We start from the raw sequence: 22,754 nt of genomic DNA on the forward strand, positions 1-22,754 counted from the left end.
GAATGACGCAACCTACTGCCCGTTGCCCGGCCTGACAAGCCCCGCCTACCGACAGTCGCCAATGCTTGGCCTGGCGAGGCCCCGGCACTAGACTGTCGGCCTTTTCACCACCTGATGTTGATGCCCGAGCCATGGCCGCCAAAGTCGAACCCTTCTGGATACGCAAGACCCTCGATCAGCTCGATGCTCAGGAATGGGAGTCGCTGTGTGACGGTTGCGGTCTTTGCTGCCTGCAAAAGCTCGAGGATGAAGAAGACAACAGCGTCTATTACACGCGCATCGCCTGCAAACTGCTGGACCTCAAGACCTGCCAGTGCACCAACTACCCCAACCGTCGCGATTTCGTGCCCGATTGCATCCAGCTCACGCCGGGCAAGGCCGACGAGTTCAAATGGTTGCCGCCGACCTGCGGTTACCGGTTGGTCAGCGAAGGCAAGGACCTGCCGCTGTGGCATCACCTGGTCTGCGGCGACCGCGACGCCGTGCACCATGAGCGCATTTCCCAGTCCGGGCGCATGCTGGCCGAAGGCAGCGTGGCCGAAGATGACTGGGAAGACCATCTGATATTCCGCGCCGGTTGAGCCACCGGACGTCGCGACACCAGGGGAAGTGCATGGCTGAAGGATTGAGACGCACGCTGGTCCTTGGGTGGCTGGCGTTGAGCGGACCGCTGTGGGCGGCGCAGAAAGTCGACCTGGACTATCACGTCCATCTGTTGCCAAAAAGCGACCAGGCCGAGGTGCGCTTGACCCTGGCACGGGGTTCGGCAGTGCGTAGCCTGGATTTCGACCTGGGCGACGGTAGCCGCTACAGCGACTTCAAGGCAGACGGGAAGTGGCAGCTCACCTCCGGCCAGGAGGCCCGAGGCGTCTGGCAACCGGGCCCCGACAAGGCGAGCCTGAGCTATCGCGTGCGCATCAGCCATGAGCGCAAGAGCGGCGCTTTCGAAACCCGCATGACCCCGGGCTGGGCGTTGTTGCGCGGCGACGACCTGGTGCCGGCGGCCCGGCTCGACCAGCAGGACGGTGTGGAACTGGTAGCCCGCCTGGAAGTGGCATTGCCCGATGGCTGGAAAAGCGTCGAAACGCCTTGGCCGCGCATTGGTAAGCAACGCTTTCGCATCGATAACCCGTCACGCCTGTTCGACCGTCCCACGGGCTGGATACTTGCCGGCAAGCTCGGCAGTCGCCGCGCGCGCCTGGGCGAAACCGAAGTGACAGTCGCATCGCCCCAGGGCCAGGGCATGCGCCGGATGGACGTCCTGACCCTGCTGACGTTCGTCTGGCCGCAGGTGCAGGCGCTGATCCCGCGGCACCCGCCGAAGCTGTTGATCGTTGGCGCGGCCGATCCTTTCTGGCGGGGAGCCCAGGCCGGTCATGAGTCGATCTATCTGCACAGCCGGCCGCCGCTGGTCAGCGAACGGGGCAACAGCCCGTTGCTGCGCGAGTTGGTGCAGGCGCTCGTGCGCATCAACGACAGCGAGCGCAGCGACTGGATCAGCGAAGGCCTGGCCGAGTATTACGGCGTGGAATTGCTGCGCCGCGCCGGCGGCATGAGTGATGACCGCTATCAGGCCCTGAATGAACGCCTAGCCCGGGACAGCAAGGGCGTGACGACGTTGCGCGGCGAGCAGGTCAACCCGGCGACGGTGGCCAGGGCGGTGTTGTTGCTGCAGGAGCTGGATCGGGAGATTCGCTTGAAGACCCGTAACAAACGCTCCCTGGACGATGTCCTGCAAGCGGCGATGCGCCTGGAAACGATCGATACCGAGGAATTTGTCCAGCTCAGCGAAAATATCCTGGGGGCGGGCTCTACGGTGCTGGATACACGCTTGCTCCAGTGACACTGCCATCGCGAGCAGGCTCGTCCCCACGTTGGTTCTTCAGGGGCACATCATCTGTGTCCGATCCGATCAATGTGTGAGCGAGCCTGTTGGCGCCAAGGCCATCAGCGCAGTTGCATCTGCCCGATCAAAGCCCCGCCTTGGGCGAACTCAACGAATCATTCCCCGTCACCGTGGCCGTGTGGGTCGCCGCTTCGGCGTTGGCCTTCATGCGGGTCAGTTCATCGCCGGCCTGCTCGATCCGCGCGCGTGCGTTGCGCAGGTTCTGACGATTCTTTTCCAGCAGCGTCTTGGCCGAGCAATGCCCGGTGATGCCCCGGGCCAGCGCCATGCCGCCGATGGCCAACTGAGCCAGACCGATGATGCCGCCACGACGCAGGCCCTTGCCCATCATCAGCACACCGCCGGCCAGGGAGCCCGCGCGCTCCCAGCCATGTACGTTTTGCACGGGACGGGACTGAAAAGGGGTGGACTCAATCGGCTCGAACGGATTGTTATCGCTCATGATCTGTCTCCGGTATGGGAATTTGTATAAAACTGACTGTCGGAGCAGATCCGTCGTTCAATGGAATTTCGCACCGGTCAGCGGAATTGCGGCCCCGAGCGTGTGTTGTTGCCCTTGGCCATGCGGTCGTAGAGCACGACGTTGACGGTGGCGGCCAGGTTCATGCAGCCGTTGGTGGGGATGTACACCACATCCTCGCACCAGTCGCGGATGTCCTTGTCCAGCGAGCCGTCTTCGGGGCCGAAGATGTACAGGGCCCGGTCCGGATGCGTGTATTCGGGCAGGGGGCGGGCGCCTTCCACCAGCTCAACGGCCACCGGTACGCAGCCCAGGGGCAGGATTTTTTTCAGGTCGTCGATGCCGATCAAGGGAATGTCGTAATGCACTTTCTTGGTGTCGGTGACGAAGTCGGCGGCGCGTTCATAGCGCTTGCCGGTGTAGAACACCGACGCCACGCCGTAGCAGCCGGCGGCACGCATGACCGAACCGACGTTTTCCGGCGACTTGGGGTTGAACAGACCGATGCAGCTGTAGCGTTTGTTGGCCACGGGCAGGATGCCTTTGGTAAAAGGCGCGATTATACGGGGAATGCGGAAGTGGGGTGAGTTCGCGATGGGGCAAGCTCTTGCATCGCTATCGCGAGCAGGTTCGTTTCCACATTGGCGCTGCTATGGCCCGCTCACCTGTGAGAGCGGGCCTGCCCCCTGAAAAACGCTCGACGGACTTTGGAACACTGGGGTGAGATCTCTCGGGTGGCAGCGTTCACTCGTCCTTTTTCATCAACCCGGCCAGCGCGGCGAAAGGGTTGTGGGTCGCCTTCGCGATCTTCGGCGTGCTCAGGGAACCGTCCCCGAAATACTGCTGGTCGGTGTAGCGCGAATGCTCGTTGTCGTGGCAATACAGGCACAGCAGCTCCCAGTTGGAGCCGTCCTGCGGGTTGTTGTCGTGGTTGTGGTCGCGGTGATGAACGGTCAGTTCGCTCAAGCGCTTGCCAGAGAATTCACGCGCGCAGCGGCCGCAGACATGGGGATACATTTTCAGGGCTTTGTCGCGATAACCCATTTCCCGGTCGCGCTGGGCGTCGGCGAGGATGCGGTCCAGCTTGGCGGTATTGGACGGCGGTGTGGACGAACTCATGGGTTCACCTTTTGGAGAAGACTGATGACGGTTGAACAGAGTTTAGCTCAGCACTGCCGGCCTTCGCGATGCCGGTTGATGCACCGGCAAGGCAAACCCCCGAGCAGCAGCTAGCCTTACATGGACAATAGCCACGGAGCCATTGATGAAGCGCACCCTGCTAACGGCGGTCGTCCTGGCGATACTTTCGATCGGTTGGGCACACGGCCAGCAGCCGACGATCCCGGTGAGTCCGCCGAGCATCCCCGGTTCGCCCGGTACCGCTACACCCATGCCATACCCGCCTGTGGTTCCTCGCAGCGCGCCCCAGGCGGGGCCCGGCAGCGGTGGGCCGCCGTTGCTGCCGCCCATCGAGATGCCCAGGCCGCCCAAGGACCAGCCTCTACCGGGGATGGAGTCGAAACCGCCAAAGGCTAAGTCGCCGGGGGGTTAGCCCTGAGTCGCCTGGCTTGCGCAATGGCAATAACCCTGTTCGCGATGGCATCGGATCAGCCAGGCCCATATTGGTCCTGCCAGCGATTTTCAAGGGCCTGATAAAGGGTGCTAGACCTGCTGCGACAACAGTTGTCCATCGGCCATGCGCAGGCGCTTGGACAGGGAGACGGCGAGGGCGCGGATGATCTTGGCGGCGACCTTCGGGGCGTCGTTGAGCATTTTTTCCAGGGAGTCCTTGCCCAGGTTCAGCAGCTGGCAATCACTGGCCGCGATGCAACTGGCCGAACGCCGTTCACCGTCCAGCACGGCCATTTCGCCGAATGCCCGGCCGCTGCGCAGGGTGGCGATGGTCACGGGCTGACCGTCGGGGCCGGCTTTTTGCACGGCCACCTGGCCGGTGTGGATGATGCACATGAAACTGCCGGCATCGCCTTCGCGGAAAATGGCTTCGCCCTGGGCAATGGCGCTGATGCTGAAATAGCCTGAGGCTGCGGCGAAATCCACGGGCAACAGTTGGTCGAACAGGCCGCAGTCCATCAGCCAGTCGCGGATTTCATTGTTCAGTAAGGTCGGTTCTGGCATGTCTTCACGGTCTTTTTCTTGTGTCTGTTGCGGTTTCGGATTGAAGAAGACCCCGTGTGGGAACGAGTTGCTCGCGATGGCGCCGAATCAGTCGGCATCGATATTGACTGACACATCGCTATCGCGGGCAAACCCTATATCGCCTTGGGGGGAGTGGTACAGGGAGCCAGGCTCTGTACGAAAAGCCTTGATACTCGTTCATGCTGCGTTGAATAACTGCCTCGCCTGACCTGTGTTTCGAGACTTTTCGTACAGAGCCTAAGACCCGACCACGCCACAGAGTTCCTCAGACCAGCCCCAAAACCTTCAACACAAACGCATATTCGAGCGCTACGTCACGCAATCCCTGATAGCGACCGCTCATGCCACCGTGGCCAGCGCCCAGTTCAGTCTTGAGCAGCAACGGATTGTCGTCGGTCTTGGTGGCACGCAATTTCGCCACCCACTTGGCCGCTTCCCAATACTGCACGCGGCTGTCGTTGTACCCGGCGATCACCAGCAGCGCCGGATAGGCCTGGGCGCTGACGTTCTCGTACGGGGCGTAGGCCTTGATCCGATCATAGACCGCCGGCTCCTCGGGATTGCCCCATTCGTCGTATTCGGTGACGGTCAATGGCAGGTCCGGGTCGAGCATCGTGTTGAGCACATCGACGAACGGCACTTCGGCAATGGCGACCTTGAACAGCTCCGGACGCTGGTTGAGCACCGCGCCGATCAGCAGGCCTCCGGCGCTGCCGCCGCTGATTGCCAGCTGCTCGGCCGTGGTGAAACCCTGGGCGATGAGGTGCTCGGCACAGGCGATGAAGTCGCTGAACGTGTTGTGCTTGTGCTCCTGTTTGCCCGCGCGATACCAGGCCTCTCCCAGTTCGCCGCCGCCGCGTACATGGGCGATGGCAAACGCCACACCGCGATCGAGCAGGCTCAGCCGGGCATGGGAAAACCACGGATCGAGACTCTCGCCGTAGGCGCCATAGCCATAGAGGTACAAAGGCACCGGCCGGCCAGGGGCTTCGCGCTTGATCACCAGGCTGATGGGTACTTGCGTGCCGTCCGGCGCGCTCGCCCAAAGCCGCTGGCTGACATAGGCGTCCGCATCGAACGGGCCCAGCACCGGGGTTTGCTTGAGCACCACCTGTTCGCCGCTGGCCAACTGCAACTGACGGATCTGCGCCGGACGGTTCAGGGCCTCATAGCGCAGGCGGATACGCTCGCTGACGAATTCCAGGCTGTTTTGCACATGCAGGCTGTAGGCTGCGTCCGGTAATTGCACCCGATATGCCGGCAAACCCTGTGGGTGAACTTCTATGATGGGCAGCCCGCCCTCGCGCAAGCTCAAGGTCATGGCGCCGGCGTTCAGGCTCAGGCCGTCGATCATCACCGTGTCGCTGTGGGGGATCAGGTTCTGCCAATCGGCCTCGACCGGCGCCACGCCGGTGTCGGGTGCCTGGTACAGGGCAAAGTTGATGCCGTCGCGGTTGCTGCGGATAAACCACGTCCATTGACCTTCGAGCAGGCCGTGGTCCACGTCATATTCGTGGTCTTCCACCCGGGGCGCCAGGCATGTGAAGGGCTGTTGGGGCTGCGCCGCGTCCAGTACCCACACTTCGCTGGTGGTCTTGCTGCCCAGGGACAGGATCAGTTGCCGCTCGGAACTTGAACGGTAGCAATGCAGGAAGAAACGCCCGTCCGGCTCATGGAACACTTCCTCGGCGGCGGTACCGTCCAACCGATAACGCCAGAGCTTGTGAGGCCGATGGGTATCGTCCAGCTCGCCGAAAAACAGCGTGAGGCTGTCGTTGGCCCAGGTCATGCTGCCGTCGCAGTTTTCGAAGGACAGTTCACTGACCTTGCCGTTGGACAACTCCTTCACGAACAGGGTGTAGATCTCATCGCCCGAGGTGTCCTGGCTGTAGGCCAGGCGCTGATGATCGGGGCTGATACTGAACGCACCCAGGGAAAAGAACCCGCCGCCGGCCAGTTCGTTCGGGTCCAGCAGCAGTTGCTCGCGGCTCTCGTCCACGGTCAGGCTGTCGTCGGCCGGACGCGGGCAGCGGTAATGGCGCGGGTACTCATCGCCGGCGGTGGTGCGGGTGTAGTACAGGTATGGCCCCCAAGGGGAGGGCAGGGACAGGTCGGTCTCGAGGATCCGCCCCTTGATCTCCTGGAACAGGGTTTCGCGCAGTTCGGCCTGGTCGGCCAGTTGCGCCTCCTGGTAGCTGTTTTCGGCCTTGAGATAGTCGAGCACCGCCTCGGTGTCGCGCTCCTGCAGCCAGGCATACGGGTCGACGCCGATGTCCCTGCGGGCAATCGGGGCGTTGGAAACGTGGGCAGATAGGGGCATGAAAGACTCTCGAACGTTGTACGAAAAAGGACAGGTGACCTGTGCGATTAGTTCTGTTGGCCGGTCGGACTGTCCACACAGCTCACCGGGCAGACGCCGGGGCAGCCTCAAGCGCGAAAAGCCGTTACTATAAGCGCCTATTTGCCTGCCTTGCCATGGACACCATGACCGAGAACGACTATCTGATCGCCTGGGGCCTATACGCCTTCGCCGCGCTGGGCTGCCTGCTGGTATGGATGCGCATGACGCGTTTCATGTGGCGCTGGTTGCGCGAGCCGTTGCGGCTGCTGATGGCCGTGTTGCTGTTCAGCCCCACCATCGTCGACCCGGTAAAGGAAAAGATCGCCCCGGCCCTGGCCATCGTGGCCCTGGACGTGCTGTTCAAGGTCGGCAACAACGCCTGGCGGGCGGTGTCCGATCTGTTCATGTACGGCATGATTGCCTTCGGCCTCTACCTGATCGTGGTACTGATCCGTTTCCCCATCGAGCGTGCCGCCAACGCTCGCAAGGAGCGGGCCGCTGCCGCGAAAGCCGCTGCCGCCGCCGATGACGTGGAGGATGCACCCCCGTTCGGCGTGGCCGGGGATGACCGTTACGGTCGCCCGCCGGTGCCGGGAAACCCTCAGCGTTCGCGTATCGAACCGCGTCTGTAGCCAGGCCTGCCCCCTTCAAGCGAGAGTCCGAGCATGTGTGAGTTATTGGGCATGAGCGCCAATGTGCCGACCGACATCGTGTTCAGCTTCACGGGGCTGATGCAGCGCGGCGGCAAGACCGGCCCGCATCGGGATGGCTGGGGCATCGCCTTTTATGAGGGGCGTGGCCTGCGTCTGTTCCAGGACCCGGCCGCCAGCAGCGAATCGGAAGTGGCGAACCTGGTGCAACGTTATCCCATCAAGAGCGAAGTGGTGATCGGGCATATCCGCCAGGCCAATGTGGGCAAGGTCTGCCTGTCCAACACGCACCCGTTCGTGCGTGAGTTGTGGGGGCGCAACTGGTGTTTCGCCCACAATGGCCAGCTCGCCGATTTCCAGCCCCAGGCCAGTTTCTATCGGCCGGTGGGCGATACCGACAGCGAAGCGGCGTTCTGCGATCTGCTCAACCGCGTGCGCCAGGCCTTTCCGGAGCCGGTCGAGGTGGAGTCGTTGCTGCCGTCCTTGATCCAGGCCTGCAGCGAATACCGCAGCAAGGGTGTGTTCAACTGCCTGCTCAGCGATGGCGACTGGCTGTTCTGCTATTGCTCGACCAAACTGGCCCAGATCACCCGTCGTGCACCGTTTGGCCCGGCGCGCCTCAAGGATGTGGACGTGATCGTGGATTTCCAGGCCGAAACCACGCCCAACGACGTGGTCACGGTGATCGCCACCGAACCCCTGACCGAAAACGAAACCTGGACCCGCTACGAACCGGGCCAATGGAGCCTGTGGCGGCGCGGCGAATGTGTCAGCCATGGCCATACCGAATAAGGACGTCACGTTATGTTGCTCAGTTATCTACGGCTTGTGTTGTTTGCGGTGGGCCTGCTGGTGGGGGTGCAGGTGCCGGGGTTCGTCAACGATTACGCCAAGCGGGTCGAGGCGCACCTGATCGAAGCCCAGACGGGCCTGCGCGGCTTCCAGGACACCGCCAACCAGTTTTTCAAAGGCGACATGCAGGCATTGGTGGCCCATTATCGCGCCAGCGAAGACCCGATCTTTCGCAGCGATGCCGACAGTCTGAACACCCTGTTGGTGCGCCAGCAGGCATTGGACAAACAGTTCCAGGCGATGCAGGGGCCGTGGTACATCCGAGTGCTGCAGGTGGCGCTGGCCGCCGATCCGGACATTCGCAAGGAAACCTGGAACGGCTACAACTACCAGATCCTGCTGACCCCCGAAGCCATGCTCTGGGGCATCGGCGGGGCCATGCTGCTGTCTTTCGGCCTCGAATGCCTGTTCCGTCTGATCGACTGGGTGGTGCTGGGCGGCAAGCGCCTGCGCCAGAGCCGGCCGATCGAAGAGCGGGACCTGCGCGGGCTCTGACATCGCGTTCGTAGTACTCCTGTGGCGAGGGGATTTATCCCCGCTGGGCAGCGAAGCGGCCCCCCCCCGATGCAGCAATGGAAATGATCCTGCCTGACACACTGTGGTGGCCTTACAGGGGGCGCTTGGCGCCCCAGCGGGGATAAATCCCCTCGCCACAAGGGTGCCCGGGCAGACTTGCCAGCCAGGCCCACATCCTGACCAATCAAATTTTTCTTATGACCCGGCCAAGGTTTTATTCGTTGGACGCGATGGCGTGCGCGCTCAAGAATCGAGGGCAACCGGTCTCTGCGTGCATCGTCGAGGCTTAGAACAATAAAACCGTGGAGAACCACCATGAGTGCACCCGACACCCTCGGCGTCCCCCAGCCCCAGGCCCGGTCCGGCCCGTTCGACTGGTATCGCAACATCAACCAGCAGGAGCGCCGCACGTTCTGGAGCTGCAAGATCGGCTACGCCCTGGATGGCATGGACACTCAGATGCTCAGTTTCGTGGTGCCGACCCTGATCGCGATGTGGGGCATCACCACCGGCCAGGCCGGGCTGATCCACACCAGTACCCTGATCGCTTCAGCGATCGGCGGCTGGGTGGCGGGGATTCTCTCGGACCGTATCGGCCGGGTGCGTACCCTGCAACTGACGGTGCTGTGGTTCGCGTTCTTTACCTTCCTGTGTGGCTTCGCCCAGAACTATGAGCAACTGTTGATCGCCCGCACGCTGATGGGCTTCGGCTTCGGTGGCGAATGGACCGCCGGCGCAGTATTGATGGGCGAGGTGATCCGCGCCAAGGACCGCGGCAAGGCCGTCGGCATGGTGCAGTCGGGCTGGGCCCTGGGCTGGGGCATGACGGCGATCCTGTATGCTCTGCTGTTCTCGGTGCTGCCACCGGAAGATGCCTGGCGGGCACTGTTCATCCTCGGCATTGTCCCGGCGGTGTTCGTGATTTTCGTCCGTCGGCTGGTCAAGGACCCGGAAGTCTATAACCAGACCAAGGCCCGGCTGACGCCGCAGAACCCGGCGAAGTTCTACGAGATCTTCGCTCCCGGCATCCTGTTCACCACGATCCGCGCCTCCCTGCTGACCACCGGTGCCTTGGGTGGCTACTACGCCATCACTTCCTGGCTGCCGACATTCCTCAAGAATGAGCGTGGCTTGAGCGTGCTCAGCACCGGCGGATACCTGGCGATGGTGATCGTCGGTTCCTACATCGGCTATGTCATCAGTGCCTACCTGTCGGACATCCTGGGGCGCAAGAAGAACTTCGTGCTCTACGCCATCGGCTCGTTCACCATCGTGTTGCTGTACACCCAGGTGCCAGTGAGCAACGACGTGATGCTCTGGCTGGGCTTTCCCCTGGGGTTCTTCGCTTCCGGCATGTTCAGTGGCATGGGCTCGTTCCTGACCGAGCTGTTTCCCACGCGAATCCGGGGTTCGGGCCAGGGCTTCTGCTACAACATCGGGCGTGCGGTAGCGGCCTTGTTTCCCCTGTTGATCGGCCTGCTCAGCCAGAAAGTACCGCTGAGCGTGGGCATCGGTGCGTTCGCGGCGGTGTCCTACGGCGTGGTGATCCTGGCAGCCCTGAGCCTGCCGGAAACCCAAGGCAAGCAGCTGGAAGCCGAGTAACTGTTAATCTGTGGGGCACAGGCCCCAGTGCTCAAAATCTACAGGAGCGTTCACGTGAACCGCCTGCTATTGAACTGCGACATCGGCGAGAGCTTCGGCAGCTGGACCATGGGTCTGGACGCGGAGGTGATGCCCTTCATCGACTGCGCCAACATCGCCTGCGGGTTCCACGCCGGTGACCCGAGCATTATGCGCAAGACCGTCGGCCTGGCCCTGAGCCACGGCGTCAGGATCGGTGCGCATCCGGCCTATCAGGACCTGGTGGGCTTCGGCCGGCGTTCCATGGCCTACACCGCCCAGGAATTGCAGGATCTGCTGCATTATCAGGTCGGCGCCCTCGATGGTATCTGCCGGGCCCAGGGCGGGCGGGTCAGCTACGTCAAGCCCCACGGGGCGATGTACAACGACATGATGGCCAACCCGGCGCAACTGCGCGCCGTGATCCAGGCGGTGGCCGCTTATGACCGGGAACTGCCGTTGATGCTGATGGCCACCCGGGACAACAGCGCCGCGCAGGCCCTGGGGGATGAATATGGCGTGACCCTGTGGTTCGAGGCCTTCGCCGACCGCGCCTATGACAGCGCCGGTCGCCTGGTCTCGCGGCAACTGCCTGGGGCTGTGCACCACGATGCCCAGGTCATCATCGCCCAGGCCCTGACCATCGCCCGTGGCGATGCGCTGACCGCCAGCGACGGCAGCGCCTTGCACCTGCGGGCCAACACCTTGTGCGTGCACGGTGACAACGCCAGTTCGGTGGCGGCCGTGCAACGCATCCGCGAGGCTCTGGACCGGCAGAGCACGCCATGAAGCCACGCGTGGAAGTGGTGGCGGTGGACTGCCTGATGGTGCGCCTGTTCGATGCCATCGCCGAAGACAACATGCCCTGGATGCTCGCCGCCAGCGAGCGTCTGCGCGAGGGGTTCGGCGGGCACCTGATCGATCTGGTGCCGTCCTACACCACCTTGATGGTGCATTACGACCTGCTGGCCCTCAGCCCGGCCCAGGCACGGGAACTGATCGTCCAGGCGCTGGACAACCTGTCGCCGGACGCCCGCTCCGTCGGCCAGCGCCATGTATTGCCGGTCTGGTACGACCCCAGTGTCGGTCCGGAGCTGGGACTGCTGGCCCGTCGCAGCGGGTTGAGCGTGGAGCAGGTGATCCGTCGTCACAGCGAACGCGAATACCAGGTCTTCGCCCTCGGATTCGCCCCGGGATTCGCCTTCATGGGCCTGGTGGACGAGGTATTGGCCGCGCCGCGCCTGGATACGCCCCGCAAACGGGTGGCGGCGGGTAGCGTGGGGATCGCCGAACGGCAGACCGCGGCCTACCCGGTGGTGTCGCCGGGAGGGTGGAACCTGATCGGCCGCACGCCGGCCAGGCTGTTCGACCGCGAACGTGACGGCTACAGCCTGATGCGGCCCGGTGACACGGTGCGTTTCGAGGCCGTGGGCCATGCCGAATTCATCGCCCTGGGTGGCGACGACACACCGTTGGAGGCGCAGGCATGAGTCGCCTATCGATCGAGGCCAGCACTGCGCTGTGCCTGTTGCAGGACGCCGGCCGTTTCGGTGTCCGCCATCTGGGTGTGACCCAGGGCGGGGCGGCGGACTGGTTGTCGATGACCTGGGCCAACTGGATGCTGGGCAATGCGCTGGACGCAGCGGTGGTGGAGATCACCCTGGGTGGTTTCACCGTGGTGGCCGAAGGTGATTGCGTGCTGGCGATCGCCGGGGCGGACCTGGGGGCGCGGATCGACGGTCAGGCCGTGGCGTCATGGCGCTATTTCGGCCTGCGCAGGGGCCAGACGCTGAGCTTCACTCAGCCGGTGCTCGGTGCCCGCGCCTACCTGGCGGCCCCCGGCGGATTCGATGCGCCGGCGGTGCTGGGTAGCCGAGCGACGGTAGTGCGCGAAGAGCTTGGCGGCCTGGATGGACGCGGGCGGGCGCTGGAGCGCGGGGCTCGGTTGGCTTACTCCGGCGTGGCGGCGCCGCGGCCCATGCCGCACTCGCTGATCCCGGACTTCCAGCAAGCGCAGCCGCTGGACTTGATCCTGGGGGCGCAGAATGGCGCATTCAGTGGGCGCAGCCTGTTCGACGCGTTCAATACCCCGTGGACGCTGGACAGTCGCGCCGACCGCATGGGCATCCGGTTGCTGGGCGCGGCGCTGGAATATCAGGGGCCCTCGATGATCTCCGAAGGCATCCCCCTGGGCGCCGTGCAGGTGCCACCGGACGGCCAGCCGATTGTGCTGCTCAACGATCGGCAGACCATCGGCGGCTACCCGCGCCTGGGTGCCTTGACGCCATTGGCCCTGGCTCGCCTGGCGCAGTGCCTGCCCGGTACGCAGGTACGGCTGCGGCCGATGGTGCAGGAGGTCGCGCATCGCCAGCAGGTGGAGTGTTTGCAGGTGTTTGCCAAGCGCTAAAAGCTTCGCGAGTAGGCTCGCTCCCACAGGGGATCTTTTGTGTGATGAAGATCCCGTGTGGGAGCGAGCTTGCTCGCGATGAGGCCCTGAAAGGCACCAAAGCGTCTACTTGGACAGAAACCGCATCCCTTCTTCCAACCCCCGCAAGGTCAGCGGATACATCCGATCCTCCACCAGTTCCCGCACGATATTGGTCGAGGCGGTATAACCCCAGGTGTCCTTGGGATAAGGGTTGATCCAGATGAGCTTCTTGTAGGTTTCCATGAAGCGCTGCATCCACACGTAGCCGGCTTCTTCGTTCCAGTGTTCGACGCTGCCACCAGCCTGGGTGATTTCATAGGGCGCCATGGCGGCGTCGCCGATGAAGATCACCTTGTAGTCGGGACCGTACTTGTGCAGCAGGTCCAGGGTCGACGTGCGTTCCGAGGTGCGGCGCAGGTTGTTTTTCCACACCGATTCGTACACGAAGTTGTGGAAGTAGAAATACTCCAGGTGCTTGAACTCGGTCTTGCAGGCCGAGAACAGTTCCTCGCAGATCTTCACATGGGCATCCATGGAACCGCCGATGTCGAACAGCAGCAACAGCTTGACGGTGTTGCGCCGTTCCGGACGCATCTGGATATTCAGCAGACCGGCATCCCGGGCGGTGTGGTCGATGGTGCCATCGATGTCCAGCTCTTCGGCCGCGCCCTGGCGGGCGAACTTGCGCAGCCGGCGCAGGGCGATCTTGATATTGCGGGTGCCCAGCTCGACCTGGTCGTCGAGGTTCTTGTATTCGCGCTGGTCCCAGACCTTCACGGCCTTGCCCTGGCGCTTGCCCGCGTCGCCGACGCGGATACCTTCGGGGTTGAAGCCGCCGGAGCCGAATGGGCTGGTGCCGCCGGTGCCGATCCACTTGTTGCCGCCGGCATGGCGTTCCTTCTGTTCTTCCAGGCGTTTCTTGAATTCTTCGATCAGCTTGTCCAGGCCACCCAGGGACTGGATCTGCGCGCGCTCTTCGTCGGTCAGCGAACGCTCGAACTCTTTGCGCAACCAATCTTCGGGAATCAGGGCCTGGAGATGGTCGTCGAGTTTTTCCAGGCCATTGAAGTACGCGGCGAACGCCCGGTCGAATTTGTCGAAGTGCCGTTCATCCTTCACCAGGATCGCCCGGGACAGGTAATAGAACTCGTCCATGTCGGCGAAGATCACCCGCTGCTTCAGCGCGTTGATCAAGTCCAGCAGTTCACGCACGGACACGGGCACCTTGGCGGCGCGCATCTCATTGAACAGGTTCAGCAGCATGGCAATCGCCCTCGCTCTTGTTAACCGAAGCGGATCAGCGAGTACCGCGACGGCTCATGAACGCCAGGCGCTCCAGCAGTTGCACGTCCTGCTCGTTCTTGACCAGTGCGCCGGCCAGCGGCGGGATGGCCTTGGTCGGATCGCGTTCGCGCAGCACCGCTTCGCCGATGTTGTCGGCCATCAGCAGCTTGAGCCAGTCCACCAGTTCGGAGGTGGAAGGTTTCTTCTTCAGGCCCGGCACCTTGCGCACGTCGAAGAACACGTCCAGCGCTTCGCTGACCAGGTCCTTCTTGATGTCCGGGTAGTGCACGTCGACGATTTTCTGCAGCGTGGCGCGATCGGGGAAGGCGATGTAATGGAAGAAGCAGCGGCGCAGGAAGGCGTCCGGCAGCTCCTTTTCATTGTTGGAGGTAATGATGATGATCGGGCGCTGCTTGGCCTTGATGGTTTCGTCGGTCTCGTAGACGTAGAACTCCATCTTGTCGAGTTCCTGCAGCAGGTCGTTGGGGAACTCGATGTCGGCCTTGTCGATCTCGTCGATCAGCAGGATCACCCGTTCTTCGGACTCGAAGGCTTCCCACAGCTTGCCTTTCTTCAGGTAGTTGCGCACGTCGTGGACCTTGTCCACGCCCAACTGCGAATCCCGCAGCCGGCTGACCGCGTCATACTCGTACAGGCCCTGGTGGGCCTTGGTGGTGGACTTGATGTGCCAGGTGATCAACCGCGCCCCGAAGGACTGCGCCAGTTGTTCGGCCAGCATGGTTTTGCCGGTGCCCGGTTCGCCCTTGACCAGCAGTGGCCGCTCCAGGGTGATGGCGGCGTTGACGGCCAGTTTCAGGTCATCGGTAGCCACATAGGCGCTGGTGCCTTCGAACTTCATCTGCGATTCCTCGAACGGGAGCGCCGGCCTGGACGAGGCGGGGCGCGAAATAAATGCCATGCCCGACTATAACGCGACGTCCCGCCGACTGTGAACGCAGACGCTGTATTCAGTCTCTGAATGGAGCGTCACATGCTGACTCGGTCTCGGCGTATCTGCATGGGGCTACCCTCGCCACAGAAAGACGCAGACCTTACTCGGTCGAGGGTGCCGGTTGTTCATAGCGGGCGTTGAACGCCTGGACGAAACCGTTGCGCAAGATCTGCAGGAAGGCCTCGAAAGCGCTGATGTCCTGCTGGTGGACGTTGCCGCTGAGTTCCACCCGGGTGGCGAACTGGTTCTTGCGCTGGTTCTTGAGCGCCGTCTCGCCCGTGCCCACCAAGGCTTCCCAGACCGAGCGAAAGATGTTCTTTTTTTCGTTCTCCACATCCTGCTGCCAGTCGAACACATCCACGTCCCGCAGCAAGGGCTTGATGTAGCCGCTGAGCCTGGCGTTCTCGGCTTGCGCCTCGATCACCAGGTCGCCATGGCCGGCATTGAAATCGAATTTGCCGTAGGCCGCAGCGAAGTCGTTCAGGCGCTTGAGTTCGATGTTCCTGGCCCGCAGGCGGAACTCGAATTCCTCGAAATTGCTCAGCGGGTCGAACGTGGCCTGGACTTCCAGCGGGGCGTGCTCGGCCACCAGCGCCTTGCCCTCGAAGCGGGCGTCGCGCTTGCCCTCGGTGTCCACCACGTTGGTCAGGTTATAGAAACTGGCGTTGACGTTGGTGGCCCGCAGGTTGACCGGTGGCTTTGAATTGAAATTGCGGAAGGTGACCTTGCCGTCGTTTAGCCTTACCTCGTTGAGGGTAATGGGCAGCAGCTTGCCCAATTGTTCGCGCCAGTCGGTGCCCCGGCCGGTCTGGGAATTCTGGCGGTTGGCCCCGCCGTCGACGAAGTTCACCTCGGGGTGGGTGAACTCCACCTGTGCCACCACCGCATGGTCGTACCACAGCGAATGCCAGCTCACCGACAAGTCGATCAACGGTGCATCGACGAACGGCACCGGGACCTTGCCGTCGACCTTGACGATCTGCAGGCCGTTGATGCGGTAGGCCCCGCGCCAGAGCGCCAGGTCCACATCGGCGATCCGGCCACGGTAGTCGCCCATGTCGGCCAGCCGATCGTTGAGGTAGTCGCGCACCAGGTAAGGCAGGGCCAGGTGCAGGGTCACCAGCAGCGCAACGATGGCGGCGACGGCCCACAGTGGCCAGCTGTATCGACGTTTCATGTCATTGAGTCTCCAGCCTGTTCTTGAGAACACCCCCAAAGCCATTGACTGTCGTGACAGGCGGACGTTCGGTGCAACTGGACGCCCAGGGGCAACAGGCATACCTTTAGTCGCTTGAATTCACGCCGCATTAAGGACCCAGCCATGAGCCGTATATACGCTGATAACGCCCATTCCATAGGCAATACGCCATTGGTGCAGATCAACCGCATCGCCCCGCGGGGCGTGACCATCCTGGCCAAGATCGAAGGGCGTAACCCGGGCTATTCGGTCAAGTGCCGGATCGGTGCGAACATGATCTGGGACGCGGAAAGCACGGGCCGGCTCAAGCCGGGCATGACCATTGTCGAGCCCACCTCGGGCAACACCGGCATCGGCCTGGCGTTCGTGGCTGCGGCCCGTGGTTACAAGCTGATGCTGACCATGCCGGCGTCCATGAGCATCGAACGACGCAAGGTGCTCAAGGCCCTTGGCGCCGAGCTGGTGCTGACCGAGCCGGCCAAGGGGATGAAAGGGGCCATCGAGAAGGCCACGCAAATCGTCGCCAGCGACCCCGACACCTATTTCATGCCCCAACAGTTCGATAACCCGGCGAACCCGGCCATCCACGAAAAAACCACCGGCCCGGAAATCTGGAACGACACCGATGGCGCAGTGGATGTGTTGGTCGCGGGCGTGGGCACCGGCGGAACCATTACCGGGGTTTCACGGTATATCAAGAACACTTGTGGCAAGCCGATCCTGTCGGTGGCGGTGGAGCCCGAGAGTTCGCCAGTGATCACCCAGGCGATGGCAGGCCAGGAAATCAAGCCAAGCCCCCACAAGATCCAGGGAATCGGGGCGGGATTCGTGCCGAAGAATCTCGACCTGACGATGGTCGACCAGGTCGAGCGGGTCACCGACGACGAATCCAAGGCTATGGCTTTGCGACTGATGCAGGAGGAGGGAATTCTCTGCGGCATCTCCTGTGGCGCGGCGATGGCCGTGGCTGTGCGCCTGGCGGAAAAACCGGAGATGCAGGGCAAGACCCTGGTGGTGATCCTGCCGGATTCCGGCGAGCGGTACCTGTCGAGCATGCTGTTCAGCGACCTGTTCACCGAACAGGAGACCCAGCAGTGACGTCGGGTTGAAAGCAAGCCTGAGGCGACGAGGGGATATCCCCTCGCCGCGAGAACCAGAGGACAATGTTTGCTGGCGTCAGCCTTGGTTCAGCTGACGCATGCTAGAAGGGTTTATTGCGTTTTACTCAACAGAGAATGTTGCGTCGGACGGTTTTTACCCGGGCCATGAATCTTTACTATGGCCTTCGGCTACGTCGGGCAATTGGCGTCGCTTAAGTTTTTGACAAGGAGTTTGAAAATGACCGTTTCGTTCGTCGCCAAGGCGTCGGTCTTGCTGGTGTTCATAGGCAGTACCCTCTATGTGCACCTGCGCGGCAGGGCACGCCTGCCGGTGTTGCGCCAGTTCGTCAACCACTCGGCGTTGTTCGCCCCTTACAATGCCTTGATGTACCTGTTCTCCGGAGTGCCTTCCAAACCCTATCTGGACCGCAGCAAGTTCCCGGAACTGGATGTGCTCAAGGACAACTGGCAGGTCATTCGCGACGAGGCCATGCGCCTGTTCGACGAGGGATACATCCGGGCTGCCGAAAAGAACAACGACGCCGGCTTCGGCTCGTTCTTCAAGAAGGGCTGGAAGCGGTTCTACCTCAAGTGGTACGACAAGCCGTTACCGTCGGCCGAGCAGCTGTGCCCCAGGACCGTGGAATTGGTCAACCGCATTCCCAACGTCCGGGGCGCCATGTTCGCCCTGCTTCCGGGTGACAGCCACTTGAATCCCCATCGCGACCCGTTTGCCGGCTCGCTGCGCTACCACCTGGGGCTTTCCACACCCAACTCCGAACATTGCCGGATCTTTGTCGACGGCCAGATCTACGCCTGGCGCGATGGCGAAGACGTGATGTTCGACGAAACCTATGTGCATTGGGTCAAGAATGAAACACCCCAGACCCGCGTGATCCTGTTCTGTGATGTCGAGCGGCCGCTGAAAAGCCAACTGATGACGCGCCTCAACCGCACCATCAGCGCCTTCCTGGGACGTGCCACCGCGCCGCAGAACCTGGACGACGAACATGTCGGCGGTATCAACCGGGCCTATGCCTGGAGCAAGTCGTTCAGCGACGGTATCAGTGGCCGGGTCAAGCAGTGGAAGCGCCAGCATCCCAAGGCCTACCGCGTGATGCGACCCGTCCTGGCGGTAGCGGTGCTGACGGCATTGGGCTACTGGTTGTTCGTCTGAGCATTGCATTGCACCTCGAGCGCTGGTTATAGTCGGCGCTCTCGGGTTATCAAGCCCATCCTTCCAGAGATCGACTCATGTCTGTATCCCCTGTCATCGCGGTTGTGGTTCCAGCGTTGAACGCTGGCGTCGTGCCGTGCGGGGACCAGCAGCGTGGGCAGATCGGTCAATACCCTCCACCTGTCAGTAGCCCTGCGGTGTACGCCGTCGTATCACCGCCAGGTGTTGGCGTTCAGGGCTGATCGGCCGTCGTTGCCGTTCCCTGTGCCCGCCTGAAAAAACTACTGGACTTCAGCTTCGGCTGAGTTGGCTCTTTGCCTGATAACAGGTGGTATTCATGTTTTTCCTTTCCAGAAACGCCTTATTGGCGGCGGTTTCCACGAGCCTGTTCGTCCTGCTGTGGAGCAGCGGGGCGATCTTTTCCAAACTGGGCCTGGCCCATGCTTCGCCCTTCGCGTTCCTGCTGATCCGCTTTGCCATCGCCCTGTGCGCCTTGGTGGTCTTGATCCCGGTGTTAAAGTTCAAGTTGCCCAAGGCGGGCCAACCGATGTTGTACGCAACGGCCACCGGGCTCGTGCTGTTGGGCGCCTATCAGATTTTCTATCTGTTGGCGCTGCAGATGAACGTCACGCCCGGGGTGATGGCGACGCTGATGGGTGTGCAGCCGATCCTTACCGTGGTGCTCATGGAGCGCCAGCGCTCCTGGCAGCGGATGTTCGGCCTGATGCTGGGGTTGGCCGGGCTGGTCATGGTGGTGTACCAGGGCATCGGCCTGGCCGGTATGTCCCTGGCCGGGATGCTGTGCGGGCTGCTGGCGCTGTTGAGCATGACGGCCGGCTCGATCATGCAGAAACGCATCACCGACAATCCCTTGGGCACGCTGCCTGTCCAGTACCTGGCCGGGCTTGTCCTGTGTGCGGTGTTCGTGCCGTTCCAGCCGTTTCACTTCGAGCACAACGCGGGTTTCATCGTGCCGGTGTTGTGGATGGCGCTGGTGGTCTCGGTACTGGCGACGTTGTTGCTGTACCGCTTGATCGCACGGGGCAACCTGGTGAATGTCACCAGCCTGTTCTACCTGGTGCCGGCGGTGACGGCCATCATGGATTACCTGGTATTCGGCAACCGGCTGGCGTTGTTGAGCGTGCTGGGGATGGTGCTGATTATCATCGGGCTGGCGTTCGTGTTTCGTAAAAGCCGCTGACCACTAGCGCGAGAGTGACTGTACGACCGCCATCGCAGCGGCCTCGCTCCCACAGGGTGATCCTTGTGGGAGTGGGTCTGCTGGCGATGGCATTTTCAGCGACGCTGAGGCACCTGAACGGACGTCTGGGCCGCCGGTTTCAACACCAGCCACAACGCCGCCGCAATCAACACCCCGCCATACAGGTGTGCCATGCCCAACGGCTCATCCAGCAGCAGCGCCCCCCACAGCACGCCGAACGGCGGGATCAGGAACGTGACGGTCATGGATTTGACCGGACCGATGGCGCTGAGCAAGCGGAAGTAGAGGATGTACGCCAGGGCGGTACACACCAGGCCCAGTCCCAGCAGCGACAGCCAGACGCTCCAGCCGCCCCAGCTGGCCGGTGGCTGGCTGATGACGCTGTAGCCGAACAGCGGCAGCAGGAACACCGTGGCGCCGAACATGCTGCCCAGCGCCGAGAGTCGGCTGTCCAGCCCGCCTTGATGATCGAGCCAGCGCCGGGTGAGGAAACCGGCGAAGCCATAGCAGGTGGTCGCCATCAGGCAGGCGAGGGCGCCCATCAGCAATTGCAGGTCGAAGGCCACCGGACCGGCGCCGGTCAGGATGCCGACGCCCAACAGGCCGAGGAACACGCCACTGACTTTCGCCACGGTGAGTTGCTCGCTGAAGAACAGTCCGCCGATCAGCACCCCCATCAGCGGTGTCGTGGCGTTGAAGATCGCCGAATAACCGGCCGGCAGCACCTGGGCCGCCAGGGAATAGAAGGTGGCCGGGATGCCGGAGTTGATCAGGCCCAGGCCCATCACGACTTTCAGCTTGCCACGAAAATTCCAGTCGATACGCATCAGCGCCAGGATCACCAGCAACCCGACGAAGGCGATGGACACACGAAAGAATGCGGTGGGGATCGTACCGATGACAGGGGCGATGATGCGCATGAACAGAAAGCTCGCCCCCCAGATGGCGGCCAGTGACAGCAGACGCAGGAGATCGACGAGGTTCAAGAGGGGGTTCCTTCCGTGGTTGGCTGGCAAGTGTCGCCCCCGCGAAGACCGATGGCAATGGTTGCGTTGCCGCGCGATTGGCCTCTAAGCTCAGTCGCCAACAATAAATATGACCCGCCGAGGTTCACCCTATGCCGCAACCATGGCCCGCCATCGATATCGCCCGTTCGATCCTCGAAGGCTTCGACGATTATCGGGAGCATTTCCGGCAGATCACCGACGGCGCCCGTGCCCGGTTCGAGCAGGCCCGGTGGCAGGAGGCACAGGCGGCGTCAGCGGCACGAATCAACCTGTACGAAGAAAAAGTCTTCGAAACCGTGACCCGCCTGCGCCAGGCGTTCGATGCCGAAGCGCTGATGGACGTCAGTTGCTGGCCGCTGGTGAAAAGCGCCTACATCAGCCTGATCGACCTGCGCTTCGACGACGAGCTGTCGGAGACCTGGTACAACTCGATCTTCTGCGGCCTGTTCAGCCACGACCTGATCAGCGACGGCACCATGTTCATCCACACCACCCGGCCCAGCCTGCGCCGGGCCCGCGCTGCCCAGACCCGCACCTACAAGCCCCAGGGCCAACTGGACCGGATGCTGGCGAGCATCTTCGCCGATTACCGTTTCAGCGAGGACTACGCCGATCTGCCGGGTGACTTGCAGCGCCTGGAGGCCCAGCTACGAGAGAACCTGCCGGACTGGGTCTGCAAGGACCCGGAACTGACAGTGGAACTGTTTTCCTCGGTGCTCTATCGCAACAAGGGCGCCTACCTGGTGGGCCGGATCTTCACCCGCGATGACCAATGGCCCCTGGTGATTCCGTTGCTGCACCGCGAGGGCCGGGGCATCCAGATCGACGCCTTGATCACCGACGAGGCACAGGTGTCGATCATCTTTTCGTTCACCCGGTCGTACTTCATGGTGGATGTGCCGGTGCCGGCGGAATTCATCGGCTTCCTCAAGCGCATCCTGCCGGGCAAGCATATTGCCGAGCTGTACACGTCCATTGGTTTCTACAAGCACGGCAAGTCGGAGTTCTATCGCGCGTTGATCAATCACCTGGCGAACACCGACGACCGCTTCATCATGGCCCCCGGGGTGCGGGGCATGGTCATGAGCGTATTCACCTTGCCGGGCTTCAACACGGTCTTCAAGATCATCAAGGACCGTTTCTCGCCGTCGAAAAACGTCGACCGCGCCACGGTGATCGAGAAGTACCGGTTGGTGAAGAGCGTCGACCGGGTGGGGCGCATGGCCGATACCCAGGAGTTCGCCGATTTCCGCTTTCCGTTGAGCAAGTTCGAGCCGGCCTGCCTGGAGGAGCTGCTGGATGTGGCGCCATCCACGGTGTCGGTCGAGGGCGACACCGTGTTGATCCGCCATTGCTGGACCGAACGGCGCATGACACCGCTCAATCTCTATCTGGAAAATGCCAGCGAAGCCCAGGTGCGCGAAGCCCTGGAGGACTATGGCCTGGCCATCAAGCAACTGGCGGCCGCCAATATCTTTCCCGGCGACATGCTGCTCAAGAATTTCGGCGTGACCCGCCACGGTCGCGTGGTGTTCTATGACTACGATGAAATCTGTTTCCTGACCGAAGCCAACTTCCGCCACATCCCCCAGCCTCGCACGCCGGAAGACGAAATGGCTTCCGAGCCCTGGTATTCCATCGGGCCGCTGGATGTCTTCCCCGAGGAATTCCCGCCCTTCCTGTTCGCCGACGCCGGGCAACGCAAACTGTTCGACCAGATGCATGGCGAGCTGTACAACGCCGACTATTGGAAAGGCCTGCAAGAGGCGATCCGGGCAGGGAAGGTGATCGATGTGTTTCCGTATCGGCGCAAGGACCTGGATAACGAATAACCCGGCAGGCTCCCTCGCCACAAAAGCAGCCTTGACGAAAATCTCCTGTGGG

Annotated in this window: 23 protein-coding genes; 14 read left to right on the forward strand and 9 right to left on the reverse strand. The window is 62.4% G+C overall.

Annotated features, from left to right (window positions below; translation table 11 throughout):
- Positions 1-131: 131 nt before the first annotated feature.
- Entirely contained in the window at positions 132-581 is a 450-nt protein-coding gene (locus BT179_RS21675) for a YcgN family cysteine cluster protein (protein ID WP_072398711.1), read from the forward strand.
- A 32-nt stretch (positions 582-613) separates the two neighbouring features.
- Positions 614-1,843: a hypothetical protein gene (locus BT179_RS21680; RefSeq protein WP_072431924.1), complete on the forward strand. Its 1,230-nt coding sequence runs from the start codon at positions 614-616 to the stop codon at positions 1,841-1,843.
- Positions 1,844-1,970: 127 nt separating this feature from the next.
- Here the strand turns inward: BT179_RS21680 and BT179_RS21685 are convergent, their stop codons facing one another.
- The 3 genes from BT179_RS21685 to BT179_RS21695 form a co-directional block, all read right to left on the reverse strand.
- Positions 1,971-2,348: a YgaP family membrane protein gene (locus BT179_RS21685; RefSeq protein ID WP_072398713.1), complete on the reverse strand. Its 378-nt coding sequence runs from the start codon at positions 2,346-2,348 to the stop codon at positions 1,971-1,973.
- Between the two features lie 77 nt (positions 2,349-2,425).
- Entirely contained in the window at positions 2,426-2,896 is a 471-nt protein-coding gene (locus BT179_RS21690) for an RNA methyltransferase (protein ID WP_072398714.1), read from the reverse strand.
- Between the two features lie 214 nt (positions 2,897-3,110).
- Entirely contained in the window at positions 3,111-3,485 is a 375-nt protein-coding gene (locus BT179_RS21695) for a YajD family HNH nuclease (RefSeq protein WP_003184246.1), read from the reverse strand.
- Positions 3,486-3,630: 145 nt separating this feature from the next.
- On the opposite strand from BT179_RS21695, the gene BT179_RS27030 reads away from it, so the two are divergent.
- Positions 3,631-3,918: a hypothetical protein gene (locus BT179_RS27030; protein ID WP_072431925.1), complete on the forward strand. Its 288-nt coding sequence runs from the start codon at positions 3,631-3,633 to the stop codon at positions 3,916-3,918.
- Positions 3,919-4,028: 110 nt separating this feature from the next.
- Here the strand turns inward: BT179_RS27030 and BT179_RS21705 are convergent, their stop codons facing one another.
- Both BT179_RS21705 and BT179_RS21710 read right to left on the reverse strand, forming a co-directional pair.
- The gene (locus BT179_RS21705) at positions 4,029-4,502 is read right to left on the reverse strand and encodes a cyclic nucleotide-binding domain-containing protein (RefSeq protein ID WP_072398716.1); all 474 of its coding nucleotides are present in this window, start codon (positions 4,500-4,502) and stop codon (positions 4,029-4,031) included.
- A 286-nt stretch (positions 4,503-4,788) separates the two neighbouring features.
- Positions 4,789-6,843, reverse strand: a complete 2,055-nt coding sequence (locus BT179_RS21710; RefSeq protein ID WP_072431926.1) for a S9 family peptidase — start codon at positions 6,841-6,843, stop codon at positions 4,789-4,791.
- 155 nt (positions 6,844-6,998) lie between these two features.
- Between BT179_RS21710 and BT179_RS21715 the strand changes: the two genes are divergently transcribed.
- From BT179_RS21715 to BT179_RS21745, 7 genes are all read left to right on the forward strand, one after another.
- On the forward strand, positions 6,999-7,496 hold the full coding sequence (locus tag BT179_RS21715; protein WP_072431927.1) for an MFS transporter: 498 nt from the start codon (positions 6,999-7,001) through the stop codon (positions 7,494-7,496).
- 33 nt (positions 7,497-7,529) lie between these two features.
- Positions 7,530-8,306 (forward strand): class II glutamine amidotransferase, encoded by a 777-nt coding sequence (locus BT179_RS21720; protein WP_072431928.1) that lies wholly within the window; start codon positions 7,530-7,532, stop codon positions 8,304-8,306.
- 12 nt (positions 8,307-8,318) lie between these two features.
- Positions 8,319-8,861, forward strand: a complete 543-nt coding sequence (locus BT179_RS21725) for a DUF2937 family protein (RefSeq protein ID WP_072431929.1) — start codon at positions 8,319-8,321, stop codon at positions 8,859-8,861.
- Positions 8,862-9,197: 336 nt separating this feature from the next.
- Positions 9,198-10,484 carry an MFS transporter gene (locus tag BT179_RS21730; protein ID WP_072398721.1) on the forward strand — a complete coding sequence of 429 codons (1,287 nt, stop codon included), beginning with the start codon at positions 9,198-9,200 and terminating at the stop codon, positions 10,482-10,484.
- Between the two features lie 54 nt (positions 10,485-10,538).
- On the forward strand, positions 10,539-11,291 hold the full coding sequence (locus BT179_RS21735) for a 5-oxoprolinase subunit PxpA (RefSeq protein ID WP_072398722.1): 753 nt from the start codon (positions 10,539-10,541) through the stop codon (positions 11,289-11,291).
- Positions 11,288-11,992: a 5-oxoprolinase subunit PxpB gene (pxpB, locus tag BT179_RS21740; protein ID WP_072398723.1), complete on the forward strand. Its 705-nt coding sequence runs from the start codon at positions 11,288-11,290 to the stop codon at positions 11,990-11,992. The genes BT179_RS21735 and pxpB overlap by 4 nt, the downstream gene beginning before the upstream one ends.
- A complete protein-coding gene (locus BT179_RS21745; RefSeq protein ID WP_072431930.1) occupies positions 11,989-12,909 on the forward strand; it encodes a 5-oxoprolinase subunit C family protein in 921 nt (306 codons plus the stop codon). The genes pxpB and BT179_RS21745 overlap by 4 nt, the downstream gene beginning before the upstream one ends.
- A 105-nt stretch (positions 12,910-13,014) precedes the next feature.
- On the opposite strand, the gene BT179_RS21750 is transcribed toward BT179_RS21745, so the two are convergent.
- From BT179_RS21750 to BT179_RS21760, 3 genes are all read right to left on the reverse strand, one after another.
- Positions 13,015-14,193 carry a vWA domain-containing protein gene (locus tag BT179_RS21750; RefSeq protein WP_072398725.1) on the reverse strand — a complete coding sequence of 393 codons (1,179 nt, stop codon included), beginning with the start codon at positions 14,191-14,193 and terminating at the stop codon, positions 13,015-13,017.
- A gap of 34 nt (positions 14,194-14,227) precedes the next feature.
- Positions 14,228-15,073: an AAA family ATPase gene (locus BT179_RS21755; RefSeq protein ID WP_053155966.1), complete on the reverse strand. Its 846-nt coding sequence runs from the start codon at positions 15,071-15,073 to the stop codon at positions 14,228-14,230.
- A gap of 193 nt (positions 15,074-15,266) precedes the next feature.
- Positions 15,267-16,343 carry a DUF748 domain-containing protein gene (locus BT179_RS21760; RefSeq protein ID WP_072398726.1) on the reverse strand — a complete coding sequence of 359 codons (1,077 nt, stop codon included), beginning with the start codon at positions 16,341-16,343 and terminating at the stop codon, positions 15,267-15,269.
- 144 nt (positions 16,344-16,487) lie between these two features.
- On the opposite strand from BT179_RS21760, the gene cysK reads away from it, so the two are divergent.
- The 3 genes from cysK to BT179_RS21775 all read left to right on the forward strand — a co-directional run bounded on the left by cysK (position 16,488) and on the right by BT179_RS21775 (position 19,842).
- Positions 16,488-17,462: a cysteine synthase A gene (gene cysK / locus BT179_RS21765; protein WP_072398727.1), complete on the forward strand. Its 975-nt coding sequence runs from the start codon at positions 16,488-16,490 to the stop codon at positions 17,460-17,462.
- A gap of 240 nt (positions 17,463-17,702) precedes the next feature.
- A complete protein-coding gene (locus BT179_RS21770) occupies positions 17,703-18,641 on the forward strand; it encodes an aspartyl/asparaginyl beta-hydroxylase domain-containing protein (RefSeq protein WP_072398728.1) in 939 nt (312 codons plus the stop codon).
- Positions 18,642-18,978: 337 nt separating this feature from the next.
- On the forward strand, positions 18,979-19,842 hold the full coding sequence (locus tag BT179_RS21775) for a DMT family transporter (protein ID WP_072431931.1): 864 nt from the start codon (positions 18,979-18,981) through the stop codon (positions 19,840-19,842).
- 95 nt (positions 19,843-19,937) lie between these two features.
- Here BT179_RS21775 and BT179_RS21780 read toward each other — a convergent pair whose 3' ends face one another.
- Positions 19,938-20,849, reverse strand: coding sequence for a DMT family transporter (locus BT179_RS21780; RefSeq protein ID WP_072398730.1), 912 nt, complete (start codon positions 20,847-20,849; stop codon positions 19,938-19,940).
- Positions 20,850-20,980: 131 nt separating this feature from the next.
- Between BT179_RS21780 and aceK the strand changes: the two genes are divergently transcribed.
- Positions 20,981-22,702: a bifunctional isocitrate dehydrogenase kinase/phosphatase gene (gene aceK, locus BT179_RS21785; RefSeq protein ID WP_072398731.1), complete on the forward strand. Its 1,722-nt coding sequence runs from the start codon at positions 20,981-20,983 to the stop codon at positions 22,700-22,702.
- Positions 22,703-22,754 lie beyond the last annotated feature (52 nt).

The organism is Pseudomonas sp. NFACC43 (assembly GCF_900119645.1).
In the GTDB taxonomy this organism is placed as follows: domain Bacteria; phylum Pseudomonadota; class Gammaproteobacteria; order Pseudomonadales; family Pseudomonadaceae; genus Aquipseudomonas.